The organism is Streptomyces sp. NPDC049887 (assembly GCF_040656535.1).
Lineage (GTDB): Bacteria > Actinomycetota > Actinomycetes > Streptomycetales > Streptomycetaceae > Streptomyces.
Window position 1 is genome coordinate 150,828 of the sequence record NZ_JBFAMM010000013.1, and the last position, 16,604, is coordinate 167,431.

16 protein-coding genes are annotated in these 16,604 nt (G+C 73.2%); 10 read left to right on the top strand and 6 right to left on the bottom strand.

Annotated elements, in window-relative coordinates; all coding sequences use genetic code 11:
- Positions 1–65 precede the first annotated feature (65 nt).
- The 4 genes from galE (at position 66) to idi (ending at position 4,432) form a co-directional block, all read left to right on the top strand.
- Positions 66–1,091 carry a UDP-glucose 4-epimerase GalE gene (gene galE / locus AB0J10_RS18280; protein WP_363062704.1) on the top strand — a complete coding sequence of 342 codons (1,026 nt, stop codon included), beginning with the start codon at positions 66–68 and terminating at the stop codon, positions 1,089–1,091.
- Between the two features lie 115 nt (positions 1,092–1,206).
- Positions 1,207–2,148 carry a cation diffusion facilitator family transporter gene (locus AB0J10_RS18285; protein WP_363062706.1) on the top strand — a complete coding sequence of 314 codons (942 nt, stop codon included), beginning with the start codon at positions 1,207–1,209 and terminating at the stop codon, positions 2,146–2,148.
- 300 nt (positions 2,149–2,448) lie between these two features.
- On the top strand, positions 2,449–3,702 hold the full coding sequence (locus AB0J10_RS18290; RefSeq protein ID WP_363062708.1) for a bifunctional class I SAM-dependent methyltransferase/N-acetyltransferase: 1,254 nt from the start codon (positions 2,449–2,451) through the stop codon (positions 3,700–3,702).
- Between the two features lie 136 nt (positions 3,703–3,838).
- The gene (idi, locus tag AB0J10_RS18295) at positions 3,839–4,432 is read left to right on the top strand and encodes an isopentenyl-diphosphate Delta-isomerase (RefSeq protein ID WP_363062710.1); all 594 of its coding nucleotides are present in this window, start codon (positions 3,839–3,841) and stop codon (positions 4,430–4,432) included.
- A gap of 43 nt (positions 4,433–4,475) precedes the next feature.
- Here the strand turns inward: idi and AB0J10_RS18300 are convergent, their stop codons facing one another.
- Both AB0J10_RS18300 and AB0J10_RS18305 read right to left on the bottom strand, forming a co-directional pair.
- Positions 4,476–4,946 (bottom strand): ATP-binding protein, encoded by a 471-nt coding sequence (locus tag AB0J10_RS18300; protein WP_363062712.1) that lies wholly within the window; start codon positions 4,944–4,946, stop codon positions 4,476–4,478.
- 137 nt (positions 4,947–5,083) lie between these two features.
- On the bottom strand, positions 5,084–5,740 hold the full coding sequence (locus AB0J10_RS18305; RefSeq protein ID WP_363062809.1) for a DUF308 domain-containing protein: 657 nt from the start codon (positions 5,738–5,740) through the stop codon (positions 5,084–5,086).
- A gap of 226 nt (positions 5,741–5,966) precedes the next feature.
- Here AB0J10_RS18305 and AB0J10_RS18310 point away from each other — a divergent pair, with 226 nt between their 5' ends.
- Positions 5,967–6,743, top strand: a complete 777-nt coding sequence (locus tag AB0J10_RS18310; RefSeq protein WP_363062714.1) for an enoyl-CoA hydratase/isomerase family protein — start codon at positions 5,967–5,969, stop codon at positions 6,741–6,743.
- 258 nt (positions 6,744–7,001) lie between these two features.
- Here the strand turns inward: AB0J10_RS18310 and AB0J10_RS18315 are convergent, their stop codons facing one another.
- Positions 7,002–7,646: a DJ-1/PfpI family protein gene (locus tag AB0J10_RS18315; protein WP_363062716.1), complete on the bottom strand. Its 645-nt coding sequence runs from the start codon at positions 7,644–7,646 to the stop codon at positions 7,002–7,004.
- Positions 7,647–7,818: 172 nt separating this feature from the next.
- Positions 7,819–8,781, bottom strand: coding sequence for a DJ-1/PfpI family protein (locus AB0J10_RS18320; protein ID WP_363062718.1), 963 nt, complete (start codon positions 8,779–8,781; stop codon positions 7,819–7,821).
- A gap of 215 nt (positions 8,782–8,996) precedes the next feature.
- On the opposite strand from AB0J10_RS18320, the gene AB0J10_RS18325 reads away from it, so the two are divergent.
- From AB0J10_RS18325 to AB0J10_RS18340, 4 genes are all read left to right on the top strand, one after another.
- Entirely contained in the window at positions 8,997–9,860 is an 864-nt protein-coding gene (locus AB0J10_RS18325) for a hypothetical protein (protein WP_363062720.1), read from the top strand.
- A gap of 300 nt (positions 9,861–10,160) precedes the next feature.
- Entirely contained in the window at positions 10,161–10,286 is a 126-nt protein-coding gene (locus AB0J10_RS18330; protein WP_363062722.1) for an LPFR motif small protein, read from the top strand.
- Between the two features lie 115 nt (positions 10,287–10,401).
- Complete coding sequence (locus AB0J10_RS18335; protein ID WP_363062724.1) at positions 10,402–12,786, top strand: Tex family protein; 2,385 nt, start codon at positions 10,402–10,404, stop codon at positions 12,784–12,786.
- Between the two features lie 355 nt (positions 12,787–13,141).
- Positions 13,142–13,654 (top strand): hypothetical protein, encoded by a 513-nt coding sequence (locus AB0J10_RS18340; protein ID WP_363062726.1) that lies wholly within the window; start codon positions 13,142–13,144, stop codon positions 13,652–13,654.
- Between the two features lie 244 nt (positions 13,655–13,898).
- On the opposite strand, the gene AB0J10_RS18345 is transcribed toward AB0J10_RS18340, so the two are convergent.
- Positions 13,899–14,315 carry a hypothetical protein gene (locus AB0J10_RS18345; protein ID WP_363062728.1) on the bottom strand — a complete coding sequence of 139 codons (417 nt, stop codon included), beginning with the start codon at positions 14,313–14,315 and terminating at the stop codon, positions 13,899–13,901.
- Between the two features lie 12 nt (positions 14,316–14,327).
- A complete protein-coding gene (locus tag AB0J10_RS18350; protein ID WP_363062730.1) occupies positions 14,328–15,965 on the bottom strand; it encodes an ABC-F family ATP-binding cassette domain-containing protein in 1,638 nt (545 codons plus the stop codon).
- A gap of 79 nt (positions 15,966–16,044) precedes the next feature.
- Between AB0J10_RS18350 and AB0J10_RS18355 the strand changes: the two genes are divergently transcribed.
- Positions 16,045–16,413, top strand: a complete 369-nt coding sequence (locus AB0J10_RS18355; RefSeq protein ID WP_363062732.1) for an FAD-dependent oxidoreductase — start codon at positions 16,045–16,047, stop codon at positions 16,411–16,413.
- Positions 16,414–16,604: the final 191 nt, after the last annotated feature.

The following is a 16,604-nucleotide window of genomic DNA, read 5'->3' on the forward strand; positions in this document are numbered from 1 at the left end:
CCGACCCCACAAACCGCCCCGGCGGCGGTGGGTGCCCCCGGCACCGCGTGGCTAGAGTGGCGTGCATGACTTGGCTGATCACAGGCGGGGCGGGGTACATCGGAGCGCACGTGGCACACGCCATGATCGGCGCCGGCGAGCGGGTCGTCGTGCTCGACGACCTCTCGACGGGCAACACGGCGCGGCTGCCCGAGGGGGTGCCCCTGGTCAGGGGCACCCTGCTGGACGGGGAGCTGCTGGACCGCGTCCTGTCCGAGCACGCGGTCACGGGGGTGGTGCACCTGGCGGCCCGCAAGCAGGTCGGCGAATCGATGGAGCAGCCGCTGCGCTACTACCGGGAGAACGTGCACGGGCTGACGGTGCTGCTGCAGGCCGTCGTCGACGCGGGAGTGAAGCGGTTCCTCTTCTCCTCGTCGGCGGCGGTGTACGGGATGGCCGACGTGGACCTGATCAAGGAGGACACACCGGCCGTGCCGATCAACCCGTACGGCGAGACCAAGCTCGCCGGCGAGTGGCTGGTGCGGGCGGTGGGCCGGGCGCACGGCATCGCCACCGGCTGTCTGCGCTACTTCAACGTCGCCGGCGCGGCCCGGCCGGAGCTCGCGGACACCGGGGTGTTCAACGTGATCCCGATGTTCTTCGACCGGATCACCAAGGGGGACGCTCCGAGAATCTTCGGCGACGACTACCCGACGCCCGACGGCACCTGTGTCCGCGACTACATCCACGTCGCGGACCTCGCCGACGCCCATCTGACCGTGGCCCGCCGGCTGGCCGGCCGGGACGGGGCCGGCGACCTCACGGTGAACGTCGGCCGCGGTGAGGGCGTCTCCGTGCGCACGCTGGCTCGTGTCGTCGCCGAGGTGACCGGCCACGGCACGCCGGCGGTCGTCGAGCCGCGGCGCCCCGGGGACGCGGCGCGTGCCGTCGCCTCGGTCGAGCGCATCGGCAAGGAGCTCGGCTGGGCGGCCTCGCGCGGGGTACGCGAAATGGTCGAGTCGGCATGGGCCGGCTGGCTGCTGCACCACCCCGGGGTGGCCCCGCCACGAGCCGCCACGGCGGCTGCCCAAGGCTCTGACCGGCGGGCGTAACCGCAGGTCAGGAGATATGACAACGGTGTTCAGCGTCGTGTTGCCCGGTACCCCCCACCCGTAGTTGACTGGCCACTCGGGCAGACCGTTCAGCGTGATCCGGGAGGCTTCTCGCATGGGGGCAGGGCACGACCACGGACACGCGCACGGCGGTGGCCCGCCGACGGGGACCGCGGCCGCCGCCTACCGGGGACGGCTGCGGGTCGCGCTGGCGATCACGCTGGGCGTGATGCTCCTGGAGATCGTCGGCGGGGTGCTTGCGGACTCGCTCGCCCTGATCGCCGACGCCGCCCACATGGCGACCGACGGTCTGGGGCTCGCCATGGCACTGCTCGCGATCCACTTCGCCGGCCGCCCGCCCGACGCGAAGCGCACCTTCGGCCTGGCCAGGGCAGAGATCCTGGCCGCGCTCGCGAACTGCGTGCTGTTGCTCGGCGTCGGCGGCTACCTGCTGTACGAGGCGATCCAGCGCTTCATCACCCCCGCCGAGACCAGGGGCGGGGTCGCCATCGCCTTCGCCCTCGTCGGTCTGGCCGCCAACGCGGTGTCGCTGTTTCTGCTGAAACGGGGGCAGAAGGAGAGCCTCAACGTGCGCGGCGCGTATCTGGAGGTCCTCGCGGACGCGCTCGGTTCGGTGGCGGTGCTGGTCTCCTCGGCCGTGATCCTGGCGACCGGCTGGCAGGCGGCCGACCCGATCGCCTCGCTGGTGATCGGCCTGATGATCGTGCCGCGGACGCTCAAGCTGCTGCGGGAGACGCTGAACGTGCTGCTGGAGGCGGCACCGAAGAACGTCGACATGGCAGAGGTGCGTGAGCACATCCAGGCCCTGCCGGGCGTCGTGGACGTCCACGATCTGCACGCCTGGACGATCACCTCCGGGATGCCGGTCCTGTCCGCGCACGTGGTGGTGGCGCCCGACTTCCTGGACGTGGTGGGCCACGAGAAGATGCTCCACGATCTGCAGGGCTGTCTCGGCTCGCACTTCGACGTCGAGCACTGCACGTTCCAGCTGGAGCCCGGCGGTCATGCCGAGCACGAGGCGGGCTACTGCCACTGACGCGGCGTTGCCTGGGGCGGACGCTTCGCGCGCTTGCCCCGGCCGAGCGCGCCCGGGCCCCCGCGGGCCGGCGGCTCCCTCCCGCTCTCCGAGGGCTGCTAGATTGGCGCGGCCGAGTGGTGCGGGACCGAGAGGAGCTGAGGTTGATGACGGTCGCAGTCGCCGCTGCCCTGCGCAGCTCCCAGTCCTCCATCGATCTCCGGGTTTCCGGGCGCACGTACTCCGTACGCTGAGCCGATCCGCACGCTGAGCCGATCCGCACGCCGGCCGGGACCCGTCTCATCCAAAGGGTTTCCCACGTTGTCCGACAACGCCTTTCACGACGCCTTCTTCGCCCTCCACCACGGGCTGCCCCGGCAGGGGCCGGGTTCCGATGCCACCACCCGCCGGCTGCTGAGCCTGGCGGACCCCGTCCCGCCGCGTCCGCGCGTGCTCGACCTCGGCTGCGGACCCGGCCGGGCCGCACTGCTGCTGGCCGCCGAGGCCGGGGCCGAGGTGACCGCCGTGGACCTGCACGAGCCGTTCCTGGACGAGTTGAGGCGGGCGAGCGGCGAGCGCGGTCTCGACGAGCGTATCCGCACCGTCGTCGCCGACATGGCCGCACCTCCCTTCCCCGACGGGTCCTTCGACCTGGTCTGGGCCGAGGGCTCGGCGTACGCGATCGGCTTCGACACGGCGCTGCGCTCCTGGCGGCGCCTGCTCGCGCCGGGCGGCGCCCTGGTCCTCACCGAGTGCGAGTGGACCTGCGCCGAACCGAGCCCGACCGCGCGTGCCTTCTGGGACGAGCACTGTCCGCTGCGCACGACGGCGGCCAACGCGGCCGCGGCGGTCGGGGCCGGCTACCACGTCGCCGGGGTGCACCGTCAGCCCGAGAGCGACTGGGAGGAGTACTACGGCCCGCTCGGCGCCCGGGCCGCAGCGGTCGATCCGGACACGGCGAAGCCGGGAACCGCCGCCGCGCTGGAGGCCACCCGGGCGGAGATCGCGATGCGCCGCGACCACGGCGCCGAATACGGCTACACCGGATACGTACTGCGGCCCGCCGACCCGCGCTGGCGGGTCCGACCGGAGACGGACGCCGATGTCCCCGCGGTGCGTGCGGTCAACGCGGCGGCCTTCCCGACGGACGACGAGGCGGATCTCGTGGACGCGCTGCGACGGGACCCTTCGGCGTGGCTGCCGGGGCTGTCCTGGGTGGCCGAGGCACCGGACGGCTCCGTGGCGGCGTACGCGCTGCTCACCCGCTGCCTGGTCGGCGGCGAGCCCGCTCTGGCACTGGCCCCCTGCGCCACCGCGCCGCAGCTCCAGGGCCGGGGCGCGGGCTCCGCGGTGATCCGGGCGGCGCTGGACGCCGCCCGGGTCCGTGGTGAACGGCTGGTCGTGGTGCTCGGTCACCCGGAGTTCTACCCGAGGTTCGGTTTCGGGCGCGCTTCACGGCTCGGTGTCCGGCCGGGCTTCGAGGTGCCCGACGAGGCGATGATGGCTCTGGTGCTGGACGGTTCCGACGCGACGCCACAGGGCATGATCACGTACTCGGAGGCGTTCGGGGTCTGAGCCGCCGTCCGTGCCCGTCGTGCCTCCCGCACGACGGGCACGGACATGCCCAGGGACGGCGAAGTGCGGACAAGCCGCTTTTGTACGGCAGACTGGGTGCGCCCCTCAGGGCCGAGGACCGAAGCGAAGGATGGCTATGCCGATCACACCCGCCACCGCGCCGAACAGCTCGCCGAACGGCACCACGCAACCGATCTTGCTCGAACTGGTCGACGAGAGCGGCCGCACCATCGGCACCGCGGAGAAGCTCTCCGCCCATCAGGCGCCGGGACAGCTGCACCGGGCGTTCTCCGTGTTCCTCTTCGACGAGCACGGGCGGCTGCTCCTGCAGCGGCGGGCGCTCGGCAAGTACCACTCCCCCGGAGTCTGGTCGAACACCTGCTGCGGGCACCCCTATCCGGGCGAGGCCCCGTTCACGGCGGCGGCCCGGCGCACCCACGAGGAGCTGGGCGTCTCGCCCTCGCTGCTCGCCGAGGCCGGGACCGTCCGCTACAACCATCCGGACCCGGCCTCGGGCCTGGTCGAGCAGGAGTTCAACCACCTCTTCGTGGGCCTGGTGCAGTCGCCGCTGCGGCCGGACCCGGAGGAGGTCGGGGAGACCGCGTTCGTGACGGCGACGGAGCTTGCGGAGCGCCACGCCCGGGACACGTTCTCGGCCTGGTTCATGACGGTGCTGGACGCGGCGCGCCCGGCCGTCAGGGAGCTCACGGGTCCGGCCGGAGGCTGGTGACCCCACCGGGGCCTCCTCGCGAAGTCCCTCCGGCGCGGCGCCCCTACAGGGGCGCCGCGCCGCTCAGGGGGACGAGCGGCAGAGCGGCCCAGATGATCTTTCCGCCGCTCGACGTGTGCTCGACGTCGCACTCGCCGCCCGCCTCCCGGGTGATCTCCTTGACGAGCAGCAGTCCCCGGCCGCCCGTCTGGGCGGAGTCGCTCTCCAGGGCCTTGGGCCGGTAGGGGTGGTTGTCCTCGACGGCCACCCGGATCCACTCCGGACCGACCGCCAGTTCGATGGCCACCTCCGGCGAGAGCAGGGCCGCGTGCCGGACGGCGTTCGTGACGAGCTCGGACACGATCAGCAGCAGTCCCTGCAGGACCTCGTCGTGGACCGGTACGCCCTGGCGGCGGACCAGATCGCGAACGGCATGCCGGGCCTGCGGTACGGAGACGTCGAGTGCGGGTGCGGTGAACCGCCAGACGCCTTCGTACGCCAGTGGCCGGGCCGGGACGCTACCGGGGCTCTCCATAGTCCCGCACCCACCCTCGTGAAACGTCGCTGGGAACTGTTGTGTACACGAGTGTTGGGAATGCACTGGTCCATACCGGGCTGCTGACCAGAAGTCAGCTCCTATCGACGGCTCCGGACCGGGTTATTGCGTTCCGGTCAGTTCTTCGATCGATCCGGGCCCTCTTCTGATGACCTCTCGGACGGACCGGCAGAGGCCGGACCGGCCGCCTCCCCGGCTTCCCCGCCCTGCCCGCCGTCCGTGACCATCTCGACGATCCGGCGGCCGCCCACACCGATCGCGATCAGCCCCAGCCCGTCGAAGAGCAGGGCGAGGGAGAAGAACACGCCGAGGACGTAACGGCTGCTCTCGGGCCAGTTCGCCAGCACCAGGATGCCCAGCAGCAGGCCGAACGCGCCCTGGAGCAGGGTCCAGCCGAACTGCGGCCCCCGTACCACCAGCGACCCCACCAGCCGGAAGAGCCCGCCGGTGAGGAAGAGCAGCGCGGCGAACATGGTCAGCGCCTCCGCGCTGCCCTCCGGGTGGCGGATGACGACCACACCGGCCGCGATGTTCAGGGCGGCGACGACCACACTGAGCCAGAAGGAGCTGCTGCCGCGGGACTCGACCGCCTGGAACAGTCCGACCAGCCCGCCGACGAGCAGCAGCCAGCCGAACAGGAGCATCGAGGTGAGGGTGGCGAGGCCCGTGTAGACCAGACCCACGATCCCGGCGATCACGAGGATCACACCGAGGGCCGCCAGCCAGCCGAAGCTGCGGCGGAGCTTTCTGCCCTCCTGGGCGGGACCGGTCATGGGTGCCTCCTCGTCGTGCCCTCCCCGGTCGCTGTCGTCCTCGCCGGCTCTGCGGTCCCGGCCGGTCTCGCCGTTTCCGTCGGTGCGCCGTCTCCGTCGCTTTGCCGTCTCCGTCGCTTTGCCGTCTCCGTCGCCACTGCCGTCGGCACCGGTGTCGTCGCTGGTCGTCGGCACCGCCACCCCCGTCCTGATCATAGGTAGGGGTCCGGCGGATAGCATCCGGCGCATGGACCGGACGAACGAGGCGCACGAGGCGGAGCCGGAGGTCCGGCACACGGTGGCGGACGGGGTGGCGACCGTTGTGATCAGCCACCCCGCCAGGCGCAACGCGATGACCGCCGCGATGTGGCGGGAGCTGCCGGCGCTGCTGGACGGACTGGGCCGCGACCCCGCCGTACGGGTGCTGGTGCTCACCGGCGACGGCGGCACCTTCTGCGCTGGCGCCGACATCACCTCCCTGAGCGCGCCCGCTCCGGAGGAGTCACCGCAGGAGCTGGCCGTACGGGCCGAGGAGGCGCTCGCGGCGTTCCCCAAGCCGTCGCTGGCGGCGGTCCGCGGCTACTGCGTGGGCGGCGGCTGCCAGCTGGCGGCGGCCTGTGATCTGCGGTTCGCCGAGGAGGGTGCCTCCTTCGGGATCACCCCGGCAAAGCTCGGCATCGTCTACCCCGCGCCCTCGACCCGGCGGCTGGTCTCGCTCGTCGGCCCGGCCACCGCGAAGTACCTGCTGTTCTCGGGCGAGTTGATCGGCACGGAGCGGGCACTGCGCACCGGTCTGGTGGACGAGGTGCTGCCCGCCGGCGAACTGGGCAAGCGGGTGGCCGAGTTCGCCCGGGTGCTGGCGGCCCGCTCGCAGCTGACGCAGGCCGCCGCCAAGGAGTTCGCCGCGGGACGCACCGACCGCGACGCACACTGGGCGGAGCAGGCGCGCGGCAGCGGCGACACCGCGGAGGGTATCGCCGCCTTCCTGGAGCGCAGACCTCCCCGCTTCACCTGGAGCGTGTGAGGCGGGCGGCCGGATCCGGCCGGCCGCCTCACACGGGCGGCCTGATCCGGCCAACGAACGGCGGCCGCACCGCACGGACGTTCCGACGACGGGCGTGCCGCCGGTTCGGGCAGCGGCTCGGGGCGGCCGGTGCCGGCTGGCGCCCGGACCGCGCGGGGCTCGCCGGGCGGCCCGGGCCGGACCGGACGCGGCCGGAACCGGACCTGGTGCTGCCGGGACCGGGCCGGTGCGGAGACCCAGCCGCGCGACCGGGAGTGCTCAGGCTTCCGCCCCCAGAACCAGCCCCGCGTGGGTGCGCCACTGCGCCACCATCCGCTCCGGGGCCTTCTCCGGCGATCCCGCGTCGTAGGGCGGCTGCGGATCGTACTCGGTGAGGAGTTGCACCGTCTGGGCGACCTCGTCGCCCGCGATCCGGCCGAGCAGGTGGAGAGCCATGTCGATCCCGGAGGAGACGCCCGCGGCGGTGACGTACTTGCCGTCGAAGACCACGCGCTCCCCCGTCGGCTCCGCGCCGAAGGGCACGATGTCGTCCAGGGCGAGCCAGTGGGACGTGGCGCGACGCCCTTCGAGCAGTCCGGCCGCGGCCAGCAGGTGCGAGCCGGTGCACACGGACGTGGTCCAGGTGCTGGTCGCGTCGGCCGTGCGGAGCCAGTCGAGGATCGTCTCGTCGAGCATGGCGCGCCGTGAGCCGGGTCCGCCGGGGACGAGCACGATGTCCGGCGCGGTCACCTCGTGGAGCGCCCGCTCGGCGGTCACGACCAGGGAGCCCTGGTCGTTCCGCACGGGACCCGCCTCCTCGGCGACGAAGACGGTCTCCGCCCCGGGCAGGCGGGACAGCAGCTCGTAGGGGCCGATGGCGTCGAGGCTGGTGAAACCCTCGTAGAGCACGATGGCGATCTGCATGGCGGGTTCTGTCCTTTCAGTGGCCGCTCTCGCGGTCGTTTCGGGCGGGGTCTCGCAGTGGGTACCCGGTCACCGGCGGCCGCCGCCGCGGTTGGTCCGGCGGCGTCCGCGCGGCCGCTGCCGCGGCCGCGTCGGCGGGCCCCCTGCGGTCGTTCGGGCTCTCCCCGGTCGTTCAGCGGGCGGGTACGTGGAAGCGGCGCCGGTACTCGGCGGGCGCCGTGCCGAGAGCCTTCACGAAGGCGCGGCGCATCGCCTCGGGTGTCCCGTAGCCGCAGGCGCGGGAGACCTCCTGGATGCCGTGGCCGGTGTCCTCCAGCAACCGGCGGGCGTGTTCGAGGCGCACCCGGTCGACGTACCTCCCCGGCGTGGTCCCCGTCTCGGCGCGGAACGCGCGGGCGAACTGACGGGGCGACAGGGCGGCAAGCCCCGCCAGCGCCGCCACGGACAGATCGCCCTCCGGGTGGTCGGTGATGTACTGCTGCACGTCGCGCAGGGGTTCACGCCGGGCGCTCTGGGCGGCGAGCTGGGCGCTGAACTGCGACTGGTTGCCGGGCCGGCGCAGGAACACCACCAGGTGGCGGGCGATGGTCAGAGCCGTTCCGCGTCCCAGGTCCTCCTCGACCAGTGCCAGCGCCAGGTCGATACCCGCGGTGACCCCGGCCGAGGTGGCGAGCGAACCGTCGCGCACGAAGATCGGCTCGAGGTCCACCTCCACCTCCGGGTAGTCGCGCGCGAGTTGGTCGCAGACGGACCAGTGGGTGGTCACCCTGCGGCCGTCGAGCAGACCGGCCCCGGCGAGCAGCAGGGCCCCGGTGCACACCGAGACGAGTCGGGTGGCGGCCCCGGCGTTGGCACGCAGCCAGTCGACCAGCGGGGGATCGGGCCGGCGCGTGCCCTCCCCACCCGGCACGATCAGCGTGTGCGGCGGGCCACCGGCGCCGAGGGCCGCGTCCGGGAGGACGGTGAGCCCGCTGGAGGTGCGCACGGGCCCGCCGTCGAGCGAGGCGGTGCGCACGGCGTACCGGAACGGGGCGTGGGGGGCCTGGTTGGCGCCGGAGAAGACCTCGACCGGGCCGGTGACGTCGAGGCTCTGCACTCCGTCGAAGAGCACCACGAGCACGGTTCGCTGCTGCATGCGTCCATCGTCCCGACCACCGGCGCATGACCGCAATGACGAGAAACCCACCATTCCTGCCATCAGCGGGTGGAGACCGTCCCTTCGGGACGACCGACCACGCACCCTCGCGGCAGCGGAGGGTGACTCCCCTCGCGGGGGCGGAGGGAGGTTCCCCGCGGGCGATGGGAACTTACCGTCTTCACGTCGTACCGACCAGTCGGTAACGTGCGGGCATGAGCTCTCTGCACCCGCGCGCGGGACGCCGCTGCCACAACGCCGTCAATCCGCTCCACTCCACCGTGTACTTCTCGCCCGACTACGCGAAGGAGCTCGCGGGGATCGGTGTCGAGGACACCAGCGCCGCCTACTTCGCGGGCCGCGCCGCCGCCCTGGGAGCGGTCGGGCCGGGCACGGTCGCGGCGACCTTCTACAACTTCAGCCACGAGCTGATAGCCCGGCACCTCCCGGCCGTCTGGGACATCGCGTCGCCCGCCACGGTGCTGGACGCACGGATGCGGGCGGTGGACGCGACGTTGCGCCGACTGCTCGGCGACGACACCGTCACCTCGCCGGAGATGGCCGAGGCCGCCCGCCTGGCACTGCGCGCCACCGAGGCCTGCACCCGGCCCGCCCGCCCGTTGTACGCCGCACACGCCGACCTGCCGGTACCCGAGCAACCGCACCTCGCCCTCTGGCACGCGGCGACGCTGCTGCGCGAGCACCGCGGCGACGGCCATCTCGCCGCGCTGCTGTCCGCCGGGCTCGATCCGCTGGAGGCGCTGGTCAGCCACACCGCGACCGGTAAGGGCATGTCGCCGCGCTGGATCCTCGCCAGTCGAGGCTGGCGCCGCACGGACTGGGACGCGGCCTCCGATCGGCTGCGCGAACGCGGGCTACTCGACGGCGACGGCGAGTTGACCGAGGCGGGCACGGCGCTCCGCGCCGAACTGGAGGAGCACACCGACCGGCTCGATCTCGCCCCGTACGAGCACCTGGGCGAGGCGGGCGTCGAACGCCTCACCGAGCTGGGCCGCGGATTCCTCATGACGGCCGCCGCGGCCGGCGCCTTCCCCTCCGACCTCACCGGCAAGGACTGACCGGCGAAGGCAGGCGGCAGCGGCAGGCAGGCGGCGCGGGCTCACCGGTACGGGCCCGGCCGCCAGGGCCTCCCGGGAGGAGCCGGCGGCCGCTCCGGCCCACCACCGCGGGCCGGAGCGGGACGGCACGGGAAGGACGGCACGGGAAGGACAAGGAGCCTCGTCGGACCTGTCCGTCGCGGAACCTCGTCGGACAGGCCGGTCGACGCCCGGCCGCGGCGGCCGGGGGAGGTTTGGCGGCACAGGGCACGGCAACCCGGAACCGAGCACCACAACGTGCCCGAACCGAGGAGGCAAACCGTGTTCCGTGCCATCGCCGACGCGCTCAGGACCCTCAGCGGCATCGTCGCCGCCGTCGTCACCTTCCCGTTCCGCCTGCTGGCCCGTCTCTTCGGTGGCGCGGCCGGGCACGGGCGCCGCGCGTAGGGGGACGCGCGACACGGCCCCCGCCCACCCGGCAGAATGCAGCCGAAGAGATCGCGCGGACACCGGTCCGCGCGGCCTCCAGGCACAGCCGGTATCGGAAGGCGAGTCGGGAACCGTGACGACGTCCATCGAAGGCAGGATCGCCGAGGAGCTCGGCGTACGGGAGCGGCAGGTGAAGGCGGCCGTCGAGCTGCTCGACGGCGGGTCGACCGTCCCGTTCATCGCGCGCTACCGCAAGGAAGCGACCGAGATGCTCGACGACGCGCAGCTGCGCACGCTCGAGGAGAGGCTGCGCTATCTGCGGGAGCTGGAGGAGCGGCGGACGTCGGTGCTCGAGTCCGTGCGCGAACAGGGCAAGCTCACCGACGACCTCGAGGCGCAGATCCGGGCCGCCGACACCAAGGCCCGCCTGGAGGACGTCTACCTCCCCTTCAAGCCCAAGCGGCGCACCAAGGCGCAGATCGCCCGCGAGGCCGGGCTGGAGCCGCTCGCCGAGGGCCTGCTCGGCGACCCGTCGGTCGAACCCCTCGCGGCAGCCGCCGCGTTCGTCGACGCCGACAAGGGCGTCTCCGACGCGGCCGCCGCGCTGGAGGGCGCCCGGGCGATCCTCACCGAGCGCTTCTCCGAGGACGCCGACCTCATCGGCGAGCTGCGCGAGCGGATGTGGACCCGGGGCCGGTTGGCGGCGAAGGTCCGCGAGGGCAAGGAGGAGGCCGGCGCGAAGTTCGCCGACTACTTCGACTTCGCCGAGCCGTTCACCGAACTCCCCTCGCACCGCGTGCTCGCGATGCTGCGCGGCGAGAAGGAGGACGTCCTCAGCCTGGAGCTGGAGCCCGAGGAGCCCACGGACGGCCCGTCGACGTACGAGGGCATGGTCGCCCGGCGCTTCGACATCGCCGACCGGGGCCGGCCGGCGGACAAGTGGCTGCAGGACACGGTCCGCTGGGCGTGGCGGACCCGGATCCTCGTGCACCTCGGGATCGATCTGCGGCTGAGGCTGCGGACGGCGGCCGAGGACGAGGCCGTACGGGTCTTCGCCGCCAACCTGCGGGACCTGCTGCTCGCCGCCCCCGCCGGCACGCGCGCGACGCTGGGCCTCGACCCCGGCTTCCGCACCGGTGTGAAGGTCGCCGTCGTGGACGCGACCGGCAAGGTCGTCGCCACCGACACGATCTATCCGCACGTGCCGGCGAACAAGTGGGACGAGTCGCTGGCGAAGCTGGCCCGTCTCGCCAAGGAGCACGCGGTCGAACTGGTCGCCATCGGCAACGGCACGGCGTCCCGCGAGACGGACAGGCTGGCCGCCGACCTCATCGCGAAGCACCCGGAGCTGAAGCTCACCAAGGTCATGGTGTCCGAGGCGGGCGCGTCGGAGTACTCGGCGTCCGCGTTCGCCTCGCAGGAACTGCCGGGGCTCGACGTGTCGCTGCGCGGCGCCGTTTCCATCGCCCGCCGGCTGCAGGACCCCCTCGCCGAGCTGGTGAAGATCGACCCCAAGTCGATCGGCGTGGGCCAGTACCAGCACGACCTGTCCGAGGTGAAGCTCTCGCGTTCGCTGGACGCGGTCGTCGAGGACTGCGTGAACGGCGTCGGCGTCGACGTGAACACCGCCTCCGCGCCGCTGCTCTCCCGGGTCTCGGGCATCGGGACGGGCCTCGCCGAGAACATCGTGGCCCACCGCGACCAGAACGGCCCGTTCCGCTCCCGCAAGGAGCTCAAGAACGTGGCGCGGCTCGGCCCGAAGGCGTACGAGCAGTGCGCGGGCTTCCTGCGGATCCGCGGCGGTGCCGACCCGCTCGACGCCTCCAGCGTGCACCCCGAGGCGTACCCGGTGGTGCGGCGCATGGTGAAGACGGCCGGCAGCGAGGTCGCGGCGCTCATCGGCAACACCGGCGTGCTGCGGTCGCTGCGCCCGGACGACTTCGTCGACGAGACCTTCGGTCTGCCGACGGTGACGGACATCCTGCGGGAGCTGGAGAAGCCGGGACGCGACCCGCGACCCGCGTTCCGGACCGCGACCTTCAAGGACGGCGTCGAGAAGATCTCCGACCTGGCGTCCGGGATGGTGCTGGAGGGCGTCGTCACCAATGTCGCGGCGTTCGGGGCGTTCGTGGACGTCGGCGTCCACCAGGACGGGCTCGTGCACGTCTCCGCGATGTCGCGCACGTTCGTCAAGGACCCGCGGGACGTGGTGAAGCCGGGTGACGTGGTCAAGGTGAAGGTCCTCGACGTCGACATCCCGCGCAAGCGGATCTCGCTGACCCTGCGGCTGGACGACGAGGCCGCGGCTCAGCAGGGCGGCGGCGGTGGCGGTCAACGCCGCGACCGGGGTCAGGGCGGCGGCAGGCCGCCGCAGCAGCGCCAGGGCGGCCGCGACCGCAGGGCCGACGCCGGCTCGGGATCATCGGGACGCCAGGCGGCCGCCCCGGCCAACAGCGCGATGGCGGACGCACTGCGGCGGGCCGGTCTCCTCGACGACAAGCGACGCGGCGGGCGCTGACCCCGCCGCGGCTGAGCGGTCCCGGGCCGCGGGGACCGGGACCGCTCAGCCGGGTTCGCGCTCCGGGTCCGCCCGGCCCGCCGAGGAGGCACGGCCGTCGGTGCGCCGGCTGTCCGGTCGCCCTGGCACGCGGTGCGTGCTGCCGGGCGCCCGGGACACCGACCCTCCCGCCCACCGGCCCGGGCCCGGCCCCGCCGTGTGCTCGTCGGGCACGGAAAGCCGTTGTGACCTGCGTCCTGTCGCCGTACGGGCCGTCGCTCCTACGCTTGCCTGCCACTCGCGCGCCTGGCGCGGCGGCGCTCGCCAGCCCCGGCGCGACCACGGCCGGCACACGTCGAGGATGGTTCCGCCCCACATGCCCAGTGATCTCTCACCCGTCATCGCAGCCGCCACCCGCTGGCTCCTGTCGGCGTTCCCACCGGAGGCCGGTGCGCTCGACCGTGCGCTGGCCGAGGCCCAGGCCGGACAGGCTGCGACCATCGCCGCCGCCCTGCGCTACCCGACCGAGCTGGACGCGGAGCTGCTGCATCTCCTCGGCCCCGGGGGCGCCGCGCGTCTGGACGCGGTCAGCGGTGCCGGCGAGCCATCGGAGGGACCTGAACACATCTGGCGCACCTGGGTGGACGAGACCGTGGTCAGTTGGGCGGCCTGTCTGCTCGCCGACGCGGAACTCGCGGCCATGGCGGCGGCCTGCGTCTCCGCGACCCACCACGGCGCCGGCTCCGTGGGTGCCGCGCGCCGCCTGACCATTCCCAGCCGGCGCGACCACCGCGCGGCGCCGCTGCTGCGCCACCCCGACCTGGTGGGCCCGGTCGCCGAACTCCACCGGGGCACCCTGTGCAGGCTGCTCTCCGCCCCGAGCCCTTAGCCCGGCGGCCCGGCCGGCCGCGCTCCCACGGCGCGTCGCCGCGCCGGCGCCGGTTCCGGGCCCCTCTTCGCTCTCCGGTCCCCGCGCTCGTCCGGCTCCCGTGGTGCTCCGCTCCCGCTCCGGTGTCCGGCGGCCGGAGTCACCCGTGAACCCGGGCGCGCCGCATGCCGCCCCGCCGCGCGGCCGACCGGGGCTCCCGACCCCGCACCGGCCCCACGTCGGGCGGAGTCGCCGCGGGGCGCGCTCAGGCCTGCGGGGGCCCCGGGAGAAAGCGCAGCGCCCATGCCGCACGCTCGGCGACGACCGGGTCCGCGTCCTTCGTCAGCGGCTCCAGCACCACGCGGGCCCCGTCCGGATCGGACTGGACCAGGTCGACGATCTCCGTCGCCAGACCGTCCTGGTCGTCGCCGAGGTCGACGGCAGAGGCGCGGAGCAGCAGGGGGAGCGTGCCGGTGCCGCCGAGTGACGCGATCACGCCGCCGAGCATCTCGCGGGCGTAGAAGTTCCCTTCACCGAGGAAGCGGTCCATCGCCGCCTCCAGACGGGGCAGCAGGGAGCGGTCGCCGGACGCCGCGACGATGTCGGCGAGGTCGATCGCCTCGTCGACGGAGTCGAGGCTGTCGAGGAGTTCGCACAGCCGGTTCAGGGGGTCGGTCGTCATGCTCGGCCTTCTTCAGGACTCGGTGACCTTGCCGTGCGCCACTTCCAGGCGCCGGGTCGTGCGGACGGTGTCCAGCATCCGCCGGTCGTGCGTGACCAGGAGCAGCGTGCCCGTGTACGAGGCGAGCGCGGACTCCAGCTGTTCGATGGCCGGCAGGTCGAGGTGGTTGGTCGGCTCGTCGAGGACGAGCAGATTGACGCCCCGGCCCTGGAGCAGGGCGAGCGCCGCCCGGGTCCGCTCCCCCGGGGACAGGCTGACGGCCGGGCGCAGGACGTGGTCCGCCCTGAGGCCGAACTTGGCCAGGAGGGTGCGGACGTCGGCGGGCTCGGTGCCGGGAACCGCCGCGCAGAACGCGTCCAGCAGTGAGTCCGTGCCGTGGAACAGCCGGCGGGCCTGGTCGACCTCTCCTACGACGACGCCGGAACCGACGGCCGAGTGCCCGGAGTCCAGCGTGAGGCGGCCGAGCAGGGCGGCGAGCAGCGTCGACTTGCCGGCTCCGTTGGTACCGGTGACGGCGACGCGGTCGGCCCAGTCGATCCGCAGCGACACCGGTCCGAACCGGAAGTCGCCCCGCCGCACCTCGGCGTCGCGGAGGGTCGCCACGACCGCCCCCGAGCGGGGAGCGGCCGCGATCTCCATCCGCAGCTCCCACTCCTTGCGGGGCTCCTCGACCACGTCCAGCCGTTCGATCATGCGCTGGGTCTGTCGGGCCTTCGCGGCCTGCTTCTCGCTCGCCTCGCTGCGGAACTTGCGGCCGATCTTGTCGTTGTCACCCGCCTTGCGCCGGGCGTTCTTGACTCCTTTGTCCATCCAGGACCGCTGCATCCGGGCCCGGCCCTCGAGGGCGGCCTTCTTGTCGGCGTACTCCTCGTACTCCTCGCGGGCGTGCCGCCGCGCCGTCTCCCGTTCCTCCAGATATGCCGCGTAGCCGCCGCCGTAGAGGGTGATCCGCTGCTGGGCGTGGTCGAGCTCGAGGACCTTGGTGACGGTGCGGGTGAGGAACTCGCGGTCGTGGCTGACGACGACCGTCCCGGCGCGCAGGCCGGTGACGAACTCCTCCAGCCGCTCCAGGCCGTCCAGGTCGAGGTCGTTGGTCGGCTCGTCGAGGAGGAAGAGGTCGTAGCGGGAGAGGAGCAGGGAGGCGAGGCCGGCCCGGGCGGCCTGGCCGCCGGAGAGCGAGGTCATCGGCTGGTCGAGGCCGATGGCGAGGCCGAGTGAGCCCGCGACCTCCTCGGCGCGATCCTCCAGGTCGGCACCACCGAGCGCGAGCCAGCGCTCGAGGCTCGCCGCGTAGGCGTCGTCGGCGCCCGGCGTGCCGTCGACGAGGCCCTGGGTGGCGTCGTCCATCGCGCGCTGGGCCGCGTCGACCCCGGTCCGGCGGGCGAGGAACTCCCGTACGCTCTCGCCGTCCCGCCGTTCCGGCTCTTGCGGGAGGTGGCCCACCGAGGCGGCCGACGGGGAGAGCCGCAGCTCACCGTGTACCGGGGCGTCGAGGCCGGCGAGCAGTCGGAGCAGGGTGGACTTCCCCGCGCCGTTGACGCCGACGAGGCCGATCACGTCGCCGGGCGCGACGACGAGGTCGAGCCCGGCGAAGAGGGTGCGGTCGCCGTGTCCGGCGGCGAGGTCCTTGGCGACGAGGGTTGCGGTCATCAGGGGAGGGATCCTAGTAGGGCTTCGTCGGGTGGTGTCGGGGGGCTGCCACGGCAGGGTCCGTCGGCAGGTGGGGCAGGTGCCGGTCCGGGTGCTGATGATGTGCCGGAGGGTGTCCGGTGCGCGGGTGGAGGGTGGGGAGGACCTCGGCGAAGCCGCCGTGGTCCGCGAGGGCGTCGCCGCGCTGCGAACCATCTACGGGCAGCACATCCCCGACCCCATCGGACATCGCGTCACCCGCTGGGCGGCCGACCCGTTCGCCCTGGGGTCGTACTCCTATCCCGCCGTCGGCTCGCACCCCGAGGACGTCGACGCCCTGGCCGCGCCGGTCGCCGGCCGTCTGTTCTTCGCCGGCGAGGCGACCAGCCGGGACCACCAGACCTACGTCCACGGCGCACTGCTGACCGGTCGACGTGAAGCCCGGCGCATACTGCGCAGCACAAGCTGACGGCCCGGCATGGCCGGGGAGGAACACACCCTTCCGGCCGATTATCCGATTTACACCTCTTAGCATGTTTCTATGTGTCTTCTTTGGTTCGTCAGACGGCTCGTGACGTGCCGTCAGCCTGGAGGAGAAGACACAAGATGCCTCAAACGCCTAGCTCGGACGGGGTGCGCCGTCCGGGGGGTCCGCCCCTG